Annotated in this window: 12 protein-coding genes; 11 read left to right on the forward strand and 1 reads right to left on the reverse strand. The window is 69.2% G+C overall.

The features are described 5' to 3' along the window. Positions 1–151 precede the first annotated feature (151 nt). From ACFU8W_RS21330 to ACFU8W_RS21365, 8 genes are all read left to right on the forward strand, one after another. Positions 152–1,069 (forward strand): amino acid ABC transporter permease, encoded by a 918-nt coding sequence (locus ACFU8W_RS21330; RefSeq protein WP_384039422.1) that lies wholly within the window; start codon positions 152–154, stop codon positions 1,067–1,069. Positions 1,070–1,110: 41 nt separating this feature from the next. Beyond that, a complete protein-coding gene (locus tag ACFU8W_RS21335) occupies positions 1,111–1,863 on the forward strand; it encodes an amino acid ABC transporter ATP-binding protein (RefSeq protein WP_384039781.1) in 753 nt (250 codons plus the stop codon). Positions 1,864–1,904: 41 nt separating this feature from the next. After that, complete coding sequence (locus tag ACFU8W_RS21340; RefSeq protein ID WP_384039425.1) at positions 1,905–2,879, forward strand: ABC transporter substrate-binding protein; 975 nt, start codon at positions 1,905–1,907, stop codon at positions 2,877–2,879. A 22-nt stretch (positions 2,880–2,901) separates the two neighbouring features. Beyond that, entirely contained in the window at positions 2,902–3,969 is a 1,068-nt protein-coding gene (locus tag ACFU8W_RS21345) for an LLM class flavin-dependent oxidoreductase (protein ID WP_384039427.1), read from the forward strand. After that, positions 3,966–5,270, forward strand: a complete 1,305-nt coding sequence (locus ACFU8W_RS21350) for an NtaA/DmoA family FMN-dependent monooxygenase (RefSeq protein ID WP_384039430.1) — start codon at positions 3,966–3,968, stop codon at positions 5,268–5,270. The genes ACFU8W_RS21345 and ACFU8W_RS21350 overlap by 4 nt, the downstream gene beginning before the upstream one ends. Before the next feature lie 4 nt (positions 5,271–5,274). Continuing rightward, positions 5,275–6,072 (forward strand): DUF1684 domain-containing protein, encoded by a 798-nt coding sequence (locus ACFU8W_RS21355; RefSeq protein WP_384039433.1) that lies wholly within the window; start codon positions 5,275–5,277, stop codon positions 6,070–6,072. A 443-nt stretch (positions 6,073–6,515) separates the two neighbouring features. After that, positions 6,516–7,415: a S1 family peptidase gene (locus ACFU8W_RS21360; protein WP_384039436.1), complete on the forward strand. Its 900-nt coding sequence runs from the start codon at positions 6,516–6,518 to the stop codon at positions 7,413–7,415. Positions 7,416–7,604: 189 nt separating this feature from the next. Further along, positions 7,605–8,084, forward strand: a complete 480-nt coding sequence (locus tag ACFU8W_RS21365) for a hypothetical protein (protein ID WP_327247179.1) — start codon at positions 7,605–7,607, stop codon at positions 8,082–8,084. Between the two features lie 26 nt (positions 8,085–8,110). Here the strand turns inward: ACFU8W_RS21365 and ACFU8W_RS21370 are convergent, their stop codons facing one another. After that, on the reverse strand, positions 8,111–9,040 hold the full coding sequence (locus ACFU8W_RS21370) for a DUF4231 domain-containing protein (protein ID WP_384039784.1): 930 nt from the start codon (positions 9,038–9,040) through the stop codon (positions 8,111–8,113). Positions 9,041–9,361: 321 nt separating this feature from the next. Between ACFU8W_RS21370 and ACFU8W_RS21375 the strand changes: the two genes are divergently transcribed. From ACFU8W_RS21375 to fxsBH, 3 genes are all read left to right on the forward strand, one after another. Then, the gene (locus ACFU8W_RS21375) at positions 9,362–10,072 is read left to right on the forward strand and encodes a hypothetical protein (RefSeq protein ID WP_384039439.1); all 711 of its coding nucleotides are present in this window, start codon (positions 9,362–9,364) and stop codon (positions 10,070–10,072) included. A gap of 474 nt (positions 10,073–10,546) precedes the next feature. After that, on the forward strand, positions 10,547–10,711 hold the full coding sequence (locus ACFU8W_RS21380) for an FXSXX-COOH protein (protein WP_208857661.1): 165 nt from the start codon (positions 10,547–10,549) through the stop codon (positions 10,709–10,711). Between the two features lie 30 nt (positions 10,712–10,741). Next, positions 10,742–13,045, forward strand: coding sequence for a radical SAM/SPASM protein FxsBH, inactivated beta-hydroxylase extension form (gene fxsBH / locus ACFU8W_RS21385; RefSeq protein ID WP_384039442.1), 2,304 nt, complete (start codon positions 10,742–10,744; stop codon positions 13,043–13,045). Positions 13,046–13,061 lie beyond the last annotated feature (16 nt).

The following is a 13,061-nucleotide window of genomic DNA, read 5'->3' on the forward strand; positions in this document are numbered from 1 at the left end:
CAAGACCCGCACCCACTACGACGAAGCGACCGCCTGGTCGCACCACGCACATCCCCATGCCGCTTGACCTCAAACGTCATGGGGTGTCTGACCCGACGCCGTCCCGGCCTCGTACCTCCGTAGCTCCATCGCCCGCACCCCAAGGACTCCCATGTCGCTCACCAGCGATCCACCCCTCGACCGGCCGGCCGGTCCGCACACCGATACCGGAACCGGCACCGATACGGATGGCGGCGTCGACCACGGTGCGCTCACCGTCGTCCCCGTACGCCACCCCTGGCGATGGGTCGCGGTCGCCGCCACCGCCGTCCTGCTCGCCCAGTTCCTGCACGGCCTGGTCACCAACCCCGGCTGGGAGTGGGACGTCTTCGCCCGCTTCTTCACCGCCGAGATCATCCTCAAGGCCGTCGGGGTCACCCTCCAACTGACCTTCTACGGAACGGTTCTCGGCTTCGCGCTGGGCATCGTGCTCGCCTTCATGCGCCTGTCGGCCAGCCCGTTCCTCAGCGCGGTCGCCTACGCGTACATCTGGGCGTTCCGCTCCATCCCGCTCATCGTCCAGCTGCTCTTCTGGTTCAACCTCGCCTATCTCTACAAGGAGTTGCAGTTCGGCATCCCCTTCGGGCCCGGCTTCTTCTCCTTCGACACGATGAACCTCGTCGGTGCGATGAGCGCGGCCGTCCTCGGACTCGCCCTGCATCAGGCCGCTTACGCGGCGGAGATCGTCCGCGGCGGTGTACTCGCTGTGGACAGCGGCCAGTTGGAGGCGGCGGCCGCCCTCGGGATCCCGCGGTACCGGCAGCTCCGGCGGATCGTGCTGCCGCAGGCGATGCGTTCCATCCTGCCGAACGCCGCCAACGAGATCATCTCGCTCTTCAAAGGCACCTCGATCGTCTCGGTGATGGCGATCGGCGAGCTCTTCTACCAGGTCCAGGTCGTCTACGGGCGCAACGGCAGGGTCGTGCCCCTGCTCATGGTCGCCACCGTCTGGTACATCCTCCTGACCACCGCGCTCTCCGTCCTCCAGCACTACGTCGAACGTCACTACGCCAAGGGGGCCGCGCGATGAGCAGCACCACCAAGGACACCACCACCGATTCCCCGGACGCCATGGTCGAGATCCGCGCCGTGCACAAGAGCTTCGGCACCCTCGAAGTCCTGCGCGGCATCGACCTGTCCGTACGCGCCGGAGAAGTGGCCGTGGTCCTCGGCCCGTCCGGCTCAGGCAAGTCAACGCTGCTGCGCACCATCAACCACCTGGAGAAGGTCGACCACGGCTGGATCAGCGTCGACGGCACCCTTGTCGGCTACCGCAGGGACGGCAACAAGCTGTACGAGCTCCGTGAGCGCGAGGTCCTGCGCCAGCGCACCCGGATCGGCTTCGTCTTCCAGAACTTCAACCTCTTCCCGCACCTCACGGTCCTGGAGAACATCATCGAGGCGCCGGTCTCCGCACTGCGACGCCCCCGCAAGGACGCCGTCGCCGCCGCCGAGAAGCTCCTCGCCAGGGTCGGGCTCGCCGACAAGGCGGGGGCGTACCCCAAGCAGCTCTCCGGCGGGCAGCAGCAGCGGGTCGCCATCGCCCGCGCGCTGGCCCTGGAACCGAAGCTGCTGCTCTTCGACGAGCCGACCTCGGCGCTCGACCCCGAACTGGTCGGCGAAGTCCTCGATGTCATCAAGGACTTGGCGCGTGGCGGCACCACGATGATCGTCGTCACGCACGAGATCGGCTTCGCCCGCGAGGTCGCCGACACCGTCGTTTTCATGGACGAGGGCCGGATCGTCGAGCAGGGCGCCCCCGCCGACGTACTCGACCGCCCGGACAACCCGCGCACCCGCGCCTTCCTCTCCAAGGTCCTGTGACCCCCATGTCCTCTCCCGCCCTTCCTCCAAGGAGTACGCACGTGTCCGTCCGCCGCACCCTCGCCGCCGCGCTCGCCACCCTCACCGCCGCGGGGCTGCTCACCGCCTGCGGTACCAGCGACGCCGCCACTGACGAGATCAAGCCGAAGGGTCAGAAGGGCACCGGCATCAACATCGGGCCCGACCAGCACCGGATCAGAGGCAGGAAGGTCGACGCCGTCGCGGCGAAGGTGCCGAAGGCCGTCCGTGAACGCGGCACGCTGCGACTGGGCGCGAGCGCCGACGCGTCCCCGCCGCTCGGCTTCTACGCCACGGACGACAGGACCCGGATCGGCTCCGAGATCGACATAGCGACCCTGATCGCCGACACGCTCGGGCTGAAGCCGCAGTTCGAGCAGGTCTCCTGGGAGAACCTCTTCGTCGGCCTCGACAGCTCCAAGTTCGACGGGGTCCTGTCGAACGTCACGGTCACCGAGGAGCGCAAGGAGAAGTACGACTTCGCGACCTATCGACTCGACAACATCGCCTTCGAGGCGAAGAAGGGATCCGGCTGGAAGGTGAAGGGCCCGAAGGACGTGGCGGGGAAGACCGTCGCCGTCTCGTCCGGCACCAACCAGGAGAAGATCCTCGTCGACTGGAGCGAACAGAACGAGAGGGCCGGGCGCAAGCCCGTCGACATCAAGTACTTCCAGAAGGACACCGACTACTACCTGGCGCTCCAGTCCGGCCGGATCGACGCCTACCTCGGCCCCAGCCCGTCCGCCAACTACCACGTCGCGTCCGCCGGTCAGTCCGAGATCGTCGGCACGCTGTCGGGCGGCGGCGACGGGGTCCAGGGGAAGATCGCCGCCACCACGAAGAAGGGCAGCGGCCTGGTCGAGGCGTACGCGGCCGCCATCGACCACATCATCGAGGACGGTTCGTACGCCAGGGTGCTGCAGCGCTGGGGGCTCTCCAACGAGGCCGTCGAGAAGTCCGAGATCAACCCGCCCGGCCTTCCCAAGCCCAAGAACTGAGCCCCGAGAGGTCCGCACAGCCATGCCTGCCACCACCGCACTTCATCTGGCCGCCGAGATCGGCGGTCCGCCCCACTACGACGCCCCGCACTACACCGCGCTCGCCCAGCTGGCCGAGCGCGGGAGCCTCGACTTCGTCACCCTCGGCGACTCGTTCGCCCGCCCCGGCCTCGACGCGCTCGCCGTGCTCTCCCGGGTCGCGCCCGCCACCCGCCGGATCGGGCTGGTGCCGACCGTCACCACCACCCACACCGAGCCGTTCCACGTCTCGTCCGCCGTGGCCACCCTGGACTGGGTGAGCCGCGGCCGGGCGGGCTGGAGCGCCGAGGTGTCGACGACCGGAGCCGAGGCCCGGCTCTTCGGCCGGCGGCCCGCCGCCCCCGCCGCGGACCTGTGGCGTGAGGCCGCCGACACCGCCGAGGCCGGCGCCCGGCTCTGGGACAGCTGGGAGGACGACGCGGAGATCCGTGACGTCGCCACCGGGCGCTTCATCGACCGCGCCAAGCTGCACTACGTCGACTTCGAAGGCGCCACCTTCACCGTCCGCGGACCCGCCATCGTGCCCAGGCCCCCGCAGGGCCACCCGGTCACCGTCATCGACGGGACGGGCGGACCGAGCCAGGACGCCGCCGCACGCCACGCCGATGTCGTGCTCGTACGGGCCACCACACCCGAGCAGGCCGCCGGCATCCGGGCGGAGGTACGGCGCCGTGCCGCGACGTACGGCCGCGACCCCGATGCCCTGCGGGTGCTGGTGGCGCTCACCGTGGATCTCGGGGACGCGGAGACCGCACCCGAACCCGGTCCGGAGAGCGGACCGCGGCTCGCCGCCGGGGGCTCGTACTATCGCGGCGGCCCGGTCGACCTCGCCGAACTCATCGGCCAGTGGCACCGGGGCGGAGCCGCCGACGGCTTCCACCTCACACCCCTCACGCCCGCACGCGATCTCGAACGGATCGTCAACGGCACCGTGGCCCTGCTGCAGCACCGCAGCCTGTTCCGCACCTTCTACCCCGGGGGAACGCTCCGCGAGCACCTGGGGCTGACGCGGCCGGCCAACCGATACGCCCTCGCGGAGGGACGAGCATGACCGCACCGACGCAGAAGCAGATGCATCTCGCCGCCCACTTCCCCGGCGTGAACAACACCACCGTCTGGTCCGACCCCCGCTCGAAGAGCCAGATCGACTTCTCCTCCTTCGAGCACCTCGCCCGCACGGCGGAGCGCGGCAGGTTCGACTTCTTCTTCCTCGCGGAAGGGCTGCGACTGCGCGAGCACAACGGCCGGATCCACGACCTGGACGTGGTGGGCCGTCCCGAGTCCCTCACGGTGCTGAGCGCGCTGGCCGCCGTCACCGACCGGCTCGGGCTCGCCGCGACCGTCAACGCCACCTTCAACGAGCCCTACGAACTGGCACGGCGGCTCGCCACCCTCGACCACCTGAGCGCCGGCCGGGCCGCCTGGAACGTCGTGACCTCCTCCGACGCCTTCACCGGGGAGAACTTCCGGCGCGGCGGCTACCTCGACCGGGCCGACCGCTACACCCGGGCCGCCGAGTTCGTCGCCACCGCCCGCGAGCTGTGGGACACCTGGACTCCCGACGGGACCCCGCGCCCCTTCCACCACCACGGACAGCACTTCACCATCGAGGGCGAGTTCACCGTCCCGCGCTCCCCGCAGGGCCACCCGGTCGTCATCCAGGCCGGGGACTCCGCGGAGGGCCGCGAGTTCGCCGCGTCCGCCACCGACGTCATCTTCACCCGGCACGGCACTCTGGAGGCGGGCCGCACGTTCTACGCCGACGTCAAGGCGAGGCTGGCGAAGTACGGCCGGGAACCCGACGAACTGAAGATCATGCCCGGGGTCACCGTCGTCCTCGGCGACAGCGACGCCGAGGCGCAGGAGCGTGCGGCCGAGATCCGGCTCCAGCAGATCTCCCCGCAGAACGCGATCCTCGCCCTGGAGCAGATCTGGGGCCGTGACCTCTCCTCGTACGATCCCGACGGGCCGCTCCCCGAGATCGACCCGGTCCCCGGTTCGACTCTGGTGCAAGGCCGGGTCAGGATCGGTGACCAGCTCGAGGTGGCCGCCCGGTGGCGCGCGCTGTCGCAGGCCAAGGGGCTGTCCATCCGGCAGACGGTGATCGAGACCACTGGCCGGCAGTCGTTCATCGGCAGCCCGGAGACGGTCGCGGCGGAACTGATCGAGTTCGTCTCGACCGGCGCGGCCGACGGTTTCATCCTCGTACCGCATCTCACGCCGGGCGGCCTCGACGACTTCGTCGACCGGGTCGTCCCGCTCCTCCAAGAACGCGGAGCCTTCCGCTCCGAATACACCGGTTCCACTCTGCGGTCGCATCTCGGGCTGGCCGAGCCGGTGTGGAAAGGTTGATCGCATGAGTACGGACGCACAGCAGGCAGCCCAGGACTGGATCCACTGGCACGAGGAGCGCACGGCCACGGTCTCGGCGCCCTACGGACCGCTCTCCCTCACCGGTACCCACTGGCTCTCCGACCACCCGGAGGGTCGAATTCCGGCCCTTCCCGGGCAATGGCGTGAGGACGGCGACGAACTGGTGCTCACGGCCGGTGTCGAGGACGGGCTCACCGTCGACGGGAAGCCGTTCACCGGCGAGGCGCGGCTCACCGCGGACCGCGGCCCGATCGGCGAGTCCCGCGTCGCGCACGGCGAGCGTCGGCTGGTCGTGCTGAGCCGCGAAGGGCTCTGGGCCGTACGGGACTTCGACCCGGACTCCCCGGCACGCAAGGCCTTCCGTGCCATCGACGCGACGCCGTACGACGCCCGCTGGGTGCTGTCCGGCACCTTCCGTCCGTACGCCACCGCCCGCACGGTCCGGGTCGAGAACGCCGACGGTGTCGAGCGGGGGCTCGGCCTCGGTGGCGAGATCGCGTTCGAGGTGGACGGCACCGAGCACACGCTTCAGGTCGCGGTCGAGCACGACGGCTCGCTCTGGGCGGTCTTCGCCGACGCCACCAGCGGGAACAGCAGCTACCGCTTCCGCTTCCTGCGGCCGGCCGCGCCGGCCGAGGACGGCAGCGTGACCGTCGACCTCAACCGCGCGCTGCTGCCGCCGTGCGCCTTCGCCGACCACTTCATCTGCCCCTTCCCGCCGCCCGGCAACACCCTGCCGGTCGCCGTCGGAGCGGGGGAGCGGAACCGGATCGACCACTGACGCACCACCGCACCCGATCGGTTCAGGCCCCGGCGACCCGCGCGCTGCCGGGGCCTGAGCTCCGTCCGACCGATCTTCGTGGGCCCGCGACGTCCCGGCACGGCATCTCGCTGTGCGCTGTCCTCAGTCGTCCACGTACGTCCAGTACGAGGAAGATCACCCGCTTGCGATCGCAGGCACCGGACGACGCTCCTCACGGGGCAGACATCGCCGGTCGTGGCACCAGTGGGCGAGCGGTGGGAGGTACATCAGGCCCCGTTGCGGTGAGTTCAGGCCAAAGGGCCCTCTTGCGCGCGAAGTTGACGCCTTGAATACTCCCGAGCAGCGCTTGTCAGGAACACGTCGCATCCGGAATGCGGAGACGCGACCGTGTCCCCGACTGCGCCTCACGGGTCCGACCACCCCACAGGCGGACCCCCGTTTCCCCTCGGGAGGAATGACAAGTGAGGAACAAGCGCACCACCCCCCTCAGCGCCACAGCGAGACGAAGCCGGATCGTCGCGGTCGCCGCGGGCCTGGTTGCCGTCGCTGCCATCGCCGTCCCCAGCGCCCAGGCCGACTCCACCACGACATTCAGCACCAACCAGCTCTCCGCCGCCAGTGATGCGGTGCTCGGCGCCGACATCGCCGGTACCGCCTGGAACATAGACCCGGCGACCAAGACCCTCGTCGTCACCGCCGACAGCACGGTCACCCAGGCCGAGATCAAGCAGATCAAGAAGTCCGCCGGCGCCAACGCCGGCGCCCTGCGCATCGAGCGCACATCCGGCACCTTCAGCAAGCTGCTCTCCGGCGGCGACGCCATCTACGCCCCCGGCTGGCGCTGCTCCCTCGGCTTCAACGTCCGCAGCGGCAGCACCTACTACTTCCTGACCGCCGGTCACTGCACCGACGGCAACCCGCCCTGGTACACCAACTCGTCGAAGTCGACGTACATCGGCCCGACGGTCGGATCCAGCTTCCCGACCAATGACTACGGCCTGGTGCGGTACGACAACACCTCCGTCGCCCACGCGGGTACCGTCGGCAGCCAGGACATCACCAGCGCGGCCAACGCCACGGTCGGCATGTCCGTCACCCGTCGCGGCTCCACCACCGGCATCCACAGTGGCTCCGTCACCGGTCTCAACGCCACGGTCAACTACGGCGGCGGAGACATCGTCTACGGCATGATCAAGACGAATGTCTGTGCGGAGCCCGGCGACTCCGGCGGTCCCCTCTACTCCGGGACGAAGGCGATCGGACTGACCTCGGGCGGCAGCGGCAACTGCAGCTCCGGCGGTACGACGTACTTCCAGCCGGTCACCGAGGCGCTCAGCGCATACGGCGTCAGCGTCTACTGACGCGCCGGCACCCGATCGCACACATGACGGAGCCCTCGCCCGAATTCCGGGCGGGGGCTCCCGCACACCCCGCGGCTTTTGAGAGGATGTGGGGAGGTCGGTCGCGCAGGAACAACGGGGGCGGATGCTGTGCCCCCCGGAGGGATGTCCTCCGGGAACCCCCGGAGACACTCCAGGGGGTTCCAGTCCGTGAAACGCATCGGAGTGACCGGCCATCGCAGCATTCCCGAGGAGGCACACGCCCATGTGCTGGCCGGGATCCGGGCGGCGCTCTGCGGGCTCGACGGCTCCCTGGAAGCCCTCTCCAGCCTGGCCGTGGGCGCGGATCAGCTCTTCGCCGACCTGGCACTCGCCCACGGGGCCGAACTGACCGTCGTCATCCCCAGCGGGGACTACGAGACATCATTTGCCGCCGGCGCCGAACTGGCCCGCTACCGGAGCCTCAAGGACCGGGCGGCCCGGGAGGTCCTGCTGGACTTTCCGCACTCCACCGACGAGGCGTACTACGCGGCGGGCGCCTATATCGCCGATCACTGTGACCGGCTGCTCGCGGTGTGGGACGGCCGGCCGGCCCGCGGCCTCGGCGGCACGGGCGACATCGTGACGTATGCGCGGACCCTCGGCCGCCCGGTCACGGTCATCTGGCGCGACGGGGTCGAGCGCGCCTGATCCGACGTCATCTCACCGGCCTCGCCTCACATGCGGTGCCGTGCCAGCCAGTCGGTGTGTTCGGGGGAGACGATCCGCTCGGTCTCGAAGACCGCGACCGGCCACTGTCGTTCGGTCAGGCTGGTCTCCATGGCGGCCTGCATCGACTCCAGGTCCTCCTCGACCAGCGAGTGCGCGGATATCAGCGGGTGATGGCGGCGCATCTCGTTCCAGGCGAGGCAGGCGGCCGCTGCCGCCGAGAGCGCCCCTGTCAGGGCGAAGGACCGGGCAGCCCCGAACGTCTGCAGCAGGCTGAGCGTCAGCGCCGGGACGGTCAGTGCGGCGACGGCGCTCGACCAGACGAACGCGCCGCGCCGCGAAACCTGCTGGCGCCTGCGGTACCAGCGCCGCTGTTCGATCAGCCGGTCCCGTACGTACGTCTCCTTGCGGACCGTGAACGCCCTGCTCCGTAGCTCCCGCATGGACTCCGTGATGAGCCCGCTGCCGGCATCGTTCATCTCGTCCCGGGGGTCCACCCAGCCGACCTTCCTGAGCTCCTGCAGACCCTCTTCGAGCCGGTTGGCGAACACCGCTTCCGGGTGCTGGGTACCGGTGCCGAACGGGGAGCCGTGGACGGCGTAGCGCCAGCACATCGACTTGATGAACTCGGCGGCGGAGCGGTTCAGTTGCCAATGCGACTTTGCTTTGCGCCGGGAAGCGACATACGTCGTGACCAGAACCCCGAGATAGGCCAACACGCCCACCGCGTCGAGCAGTTGAAATGAGCCACCGATCCTGCCGTGCCACGGCAGGGCCGCCGGCACGGCACCCACCACGAGCAGGATCAGCTGGCCGCGGGTCGTATTGACCGCCTCCCGCTGACGTGCGATGGCGATGGCGTCCGTGTGGTGGAAGAGCGCCGGGAGGTCCTCGCTCCTGAAGACCATGGACTGAAGCGGTCCGGGAATCGCCGTCATGTTCACCCCGTCTGCAGTTTTGGACATGCTCGTTCAGCCAGGCGGATGGCCTGTCCGGTCCGGCCGGAACGTCTGGAAGGCCCCTGTGCGGTGCCCGGGGCGCACGCGTGCGTGGGCGGAGGCCGACCGGGTGCACGAGAGTAGAGTCGCCCGCCCTGACACTGCAATGGTGCCCTGGGCGCCGGCTGCTTCCCCGGATCCGGATCCGGTCGCTCTCGTGCGATCCGAAACGCTGTGGCATGGTTGGTCAACTTGCTTTTGTTGCAGGCGAGTTCCCTGTTGGTGGTGTCCGGGTCTCGCCTCTCGCCGGGGGGAGCGAAGGTGCAGGATGCGAACGAGGGCGACGTTCAGTCGACGGCCGGTGCCCAACGGAGGATCCGACGAAGTCCACTGCTGTTCACCACACCCCTCGTGCTGCTCGCACTGCTCACCGCGATCCTTCTCTGGGAAGTGATCCGCTCCAACATCACAGCCGAGGCGCAGACCGAATGGCCGTGGCGCCTGCACCTGCTCGACATGGACGCCCTGGGCAGTCTGCTGGCCGTCGCCGGCGGCGCGGTCCTGGCCAGGGCGCAGTACGCCCGCACGGTACGGCCGTATCTGGGCTGGCGCGGATCCTGGCAGAAGGGGCATCTGAAGGAGGATGCGTCCGCGTGGCGCGTCGGCGTGCTCAACGGCGGGCAGCACCTTGCCGTGATCGATACCTGGGACTGCCGCCTCGTCCTGGCCGGGCAGGCCGACTCCGCCGGTGCGCAGTGGGTCGATCTCGACGAGGCCGTGGCCGAACTGGCAGCTGCCGGGCTCGTCGTCGCACAGGACTTCCAGATCATCCGCTTCGGGACGGGCTTCCCCCTGGTGGGCACCGGGGGATACGAAACGGTGCTGGTGGGTGCCTTCTCGAAGCGGTTCGTCCGTGACGTCGAGGCGTTGTACCTGCGGTTCAGGGTCACCGATGTCGTGGGTGACACCCACGAGCGTGTCCTGGACTGCATGAAGGGGGCGAGGACGGATCTCAACGCCCCGCTCGACTGAGGTCCGGCAGGACCCGCCCGCCCGCTCGGTGGAGGCAGCCGATGGGAGGCGTTCGCGGACGGAACCGGCAGAGCGTGGCGCCGGGCGGGTGAACGGAGCGGAAGTGAACACGCGGCATCGCGCATCTGTCCTGAAGTCAAATCCACGTACGCTTCGCCGAAATCGGGGTGGCGCATCACCCGTCCTTGGTGCAGGGGCACCCCACCGGCCCGCATACAGGCCGGCGAAGGGGAGGGCCCGGCCTTCCGGAACTGGCTCGTGTCATCTGCTCCGGCCTGCGCTTTCTCTCCTCACTCCGACGGCGGAAAGTCGAGTCGCGTTCCGTCCGGCGTAATGCTGTGTGACAGCTGCGTTTCGTGCGACGTCGGCATTTGCCAAGCGCTGTCAGCGGAGTAAAGTCGTGCCGCCGGACACTGCATTTATGCAGTAGCCGGAAGCGTTTCAGTGTCCGGAACAATCCCATCAAGGACGGCCGTGAAGACCAACGAATCCACCTCATCCTTCGCCAATGCGAAGAGCCGTGTGCCGCTCGCCGAGATCGACATCCGTGGCGTCGAAGCCACCAGGAAGCTCGATCGGGTATTCAGCACGTCAACCGGCCGTTCCACCAAGGCGTCAACCTTCAGCTCGGCTCTCTGAGTCGCGCCGTAAGGTGGCTAGACTGACGGAATGACAGGACCCCTGGTCCCCTTCCGCGAAATTGTGCTCAAAGTGCACAGCAGGTGCGATCTTGCCTGCGATCATTGTTACGTCTATGAACATGCTGATCAGAGCTGGCGTACCCGCCCTAAGGCAATCTCTGATGAGGCTATTTCCTGGACCGCTCAACGCTTGGCCGAGCATGCTCTGACGCATGCGCTGCCCTCCGTGTCAGTGATCCTGCACGGAGGGGAGCCTCTCCTGGCGGGCCCCGCGCGTCTGCGCCGCGTCTGCGAGGAGCTCACCTCGGCGCTGAAGGGCATCGCCGATCTCGATCTACGGATCCATACCAACGGTCTGCAGCTCAGCCCGCGCTATCTCGACCTCTTCGACGAGTTCGGCGTCAAGGTCGGCATCTCGCTCGACGGCGACCGGGCCGCCAACGACCGGCACCGCCGTTTCGCCGACGGACGCACCAGCCACCCCCTGGTCCTGCGAGCCGTCGAGCTCCTCCGCCAGGAGCGCTACCGGCACCTCAACCTCGGCCTGCTGTGCACCGTCGACATCCGGAACGATCCGCACGCGGTGTTCGACGCCCTGGCCGAACTCGATCCACCGCTCATCGACTTCCTGCTTCCGCACGCCACCTGGGAGCAGCCGCCGCCGCGTCCGGACGGATCGCCCACGGCCTATGCCGACTGGCTCCTCGCGATCTTCGACCGCTGGAGAGAGCAGGGCCGGCCGGTGCCGGTGCGGTTCTTCTCCTCGATCCTGTCCAGCCTGAGCGGCGGACCCAGTCTCACCGAATCCCTGGGCCTGGCCCCCACGGACCTCGTCGTCGTCGAGACCGACGGGCAGCTGGAACAGGTGGACTCGCTCAAGAGCGCCTATGAAGGCGCGGCCTCCACCGGGTTCGACGTCTTCACGCACGCCTTCGACGAGGTCGCGGCGCACCCCGGGGTGCGAGCGCGGCAGCTCGGCCTGGCCGGGGTCAGCGAGACCTGCCGACGCTGCCCCGTTGTACGTTCGTGCGGCGGGGGGCTCTACACACACCGCTACCGCTCGGACAGCGGATTCGACAACCCCTCGGTGTACTGCGCGGATCTCGAAGCACTGGTGCGCGGCATCGAGGTGCGGACGGCGGCGGAAACCGAGTCGGCCGCGGTCGCGGAGCCGCACGAGCTGATCGCCGCGCACCAGGACCTGACGCGGACTCTGCTCGCCCGGCTCCACGCGGACCTCGACGGCCGGGGCGGAGAGCGCTGGGACGAGGCCTGGGAGCTGGTGCAGGCCTTGGACCGGACGGAGGCGGGCGCCGGTGGCCTGGACGGTGTTCTGGCCCATCCCTACACCCGCACCTGGCTGCTCGACGCGCTGGACGCCGTGTACGACGGCCGGCCCGGTGCCGACAGGTCGGCGACGCTGCGGCTGTCGTCGTCCGTGGCCGCTGCCGCCGTACGCGCCGGACTCGAGCGGGATGTCCCCGTCGCCTACCGGGACGGCAGCATCTTCCTGCCCACCCTCGGCGAGGCGCGGATCGGTGGGCCGGGGGAACACGGGACTGCTCTCGTGCGCGCCACCGACGACGGATTCCTGATCCGGCGGGACGGGCACCCCGCCGAACGGCGGATCGTGCGGACGTCGACGGAAGACCCTGGCTGGCTGCCGGTGCGCCACGTGGGTGTCGGCGGGGCGCCCGGCTTCGTACTCGACGACCTCGACCCGTACCGGGACTGCTTCGACACGCCCGTCGCTCCCCGGCTCGGGCAGTCCGAGGCCGATGCGTGGAGCGCGGGACTCGCCGGGGCCTGGGAACGGCTGATGGCGGTCGTGCCGGAGCAGGCGGCCGAAGCGGCGGGCAGCCTGATCGCGCTGACGCCGCTCGCCACCGGGCACCCCGCTGTGGGGCGGCACGGCTACGGGGCGTTGGGGATCGGCGTGTGCACGGATACCGAGGAACTGGCGCTCGGCCTGCTCCGCGGATTCCGGCGGGCCAAGCTGAGGGCCCTCGTGGACGTCACGGATCTGTACGCATCGGACGGAGCCTGGGACCATCGGACGCCCTGGCAGGAAAAGTCCGTTCCCTTCTCCCGACTGCTGTCCATGACCTATGAGCGGGTGGGACTGGGTCTCTTCGACCCCCGGTTCCTGGACGGGGTGCCGCAGGCACTCGACACACTCGAAGCTGCGGCCGAACTGACCATCGACGGAAAGCAGCTGCTGACCGCAGTCCGAAAGGAGATCAGCGGTACACACGGGACATCCGGGAAGAACAGTTGCAAGACTGCTTTTGATCAAGAACCTGATCGACCGGGCGTGAGGATGGATGACTGAAAAGCGGCGTTGAATG

Origin of the sequence: Streptomyces sp. NPDC057565 (assembly GCF_042801455.1) — a bacterium.
GTDB classification, from domain to species: domain Bacteria; phylum Actinomycetota; class Actinomycetes; order Streptomycetales; family Streptomycetaceae; genus Streptomyces; species Streptomyces yanii.

Coding starts and splice junctions, on each gene's coding strand:
- ACFU8W_RS21350 (WP_384039430.1), top strand. CDS start 3,966: ATGACCGCACCGACGCAGAAGCAGATGCATCTCGCCGCCCACTTCCCC.
- ACFU8W_RS21345 (WP_384039427.1), top strand. CDS start 2,902: ATGCCTGCCACCACCGCACTTCATCTGGCCGCCGAGATCGGCGGTCCG.
- ACFU8W_RS21355 (WP_384039433.1), top strand. CDS start 5,275: ATGAGTACGGACGCACAGCAGGCAGCCCAGGACTGGATCCACTGGCAC.
- ACFU8W_RS21335 (WP_384039781.1), top strand. CDS start 1,111: ATGGTCGAGATCCGCGCCGTGCACAAGAGCTTCGGCACCCTCGAAGTC.
- ACFU8W_RS21370 (WP_384039784.1), bottom strand. CDS start 9,040: ATGACGGCGATTCCCGGACCGCTTCAGTCCATGGTCTTCAGGAGCGAG.
- ACFU8W_RS21330 (WP_384039422.1), top strand. CDS start 152: ATGTCGCTCACCAGCGATCCACCCCTCGACCGGCCGGCCGGTCCGCAC.
- fxsBH (WP_384039442.1), top strand. CDS start 10,742: ATGACAGGACCCCTGGTCCCCTTCCGCGAAATTGTGCTCAAAGTGCAC.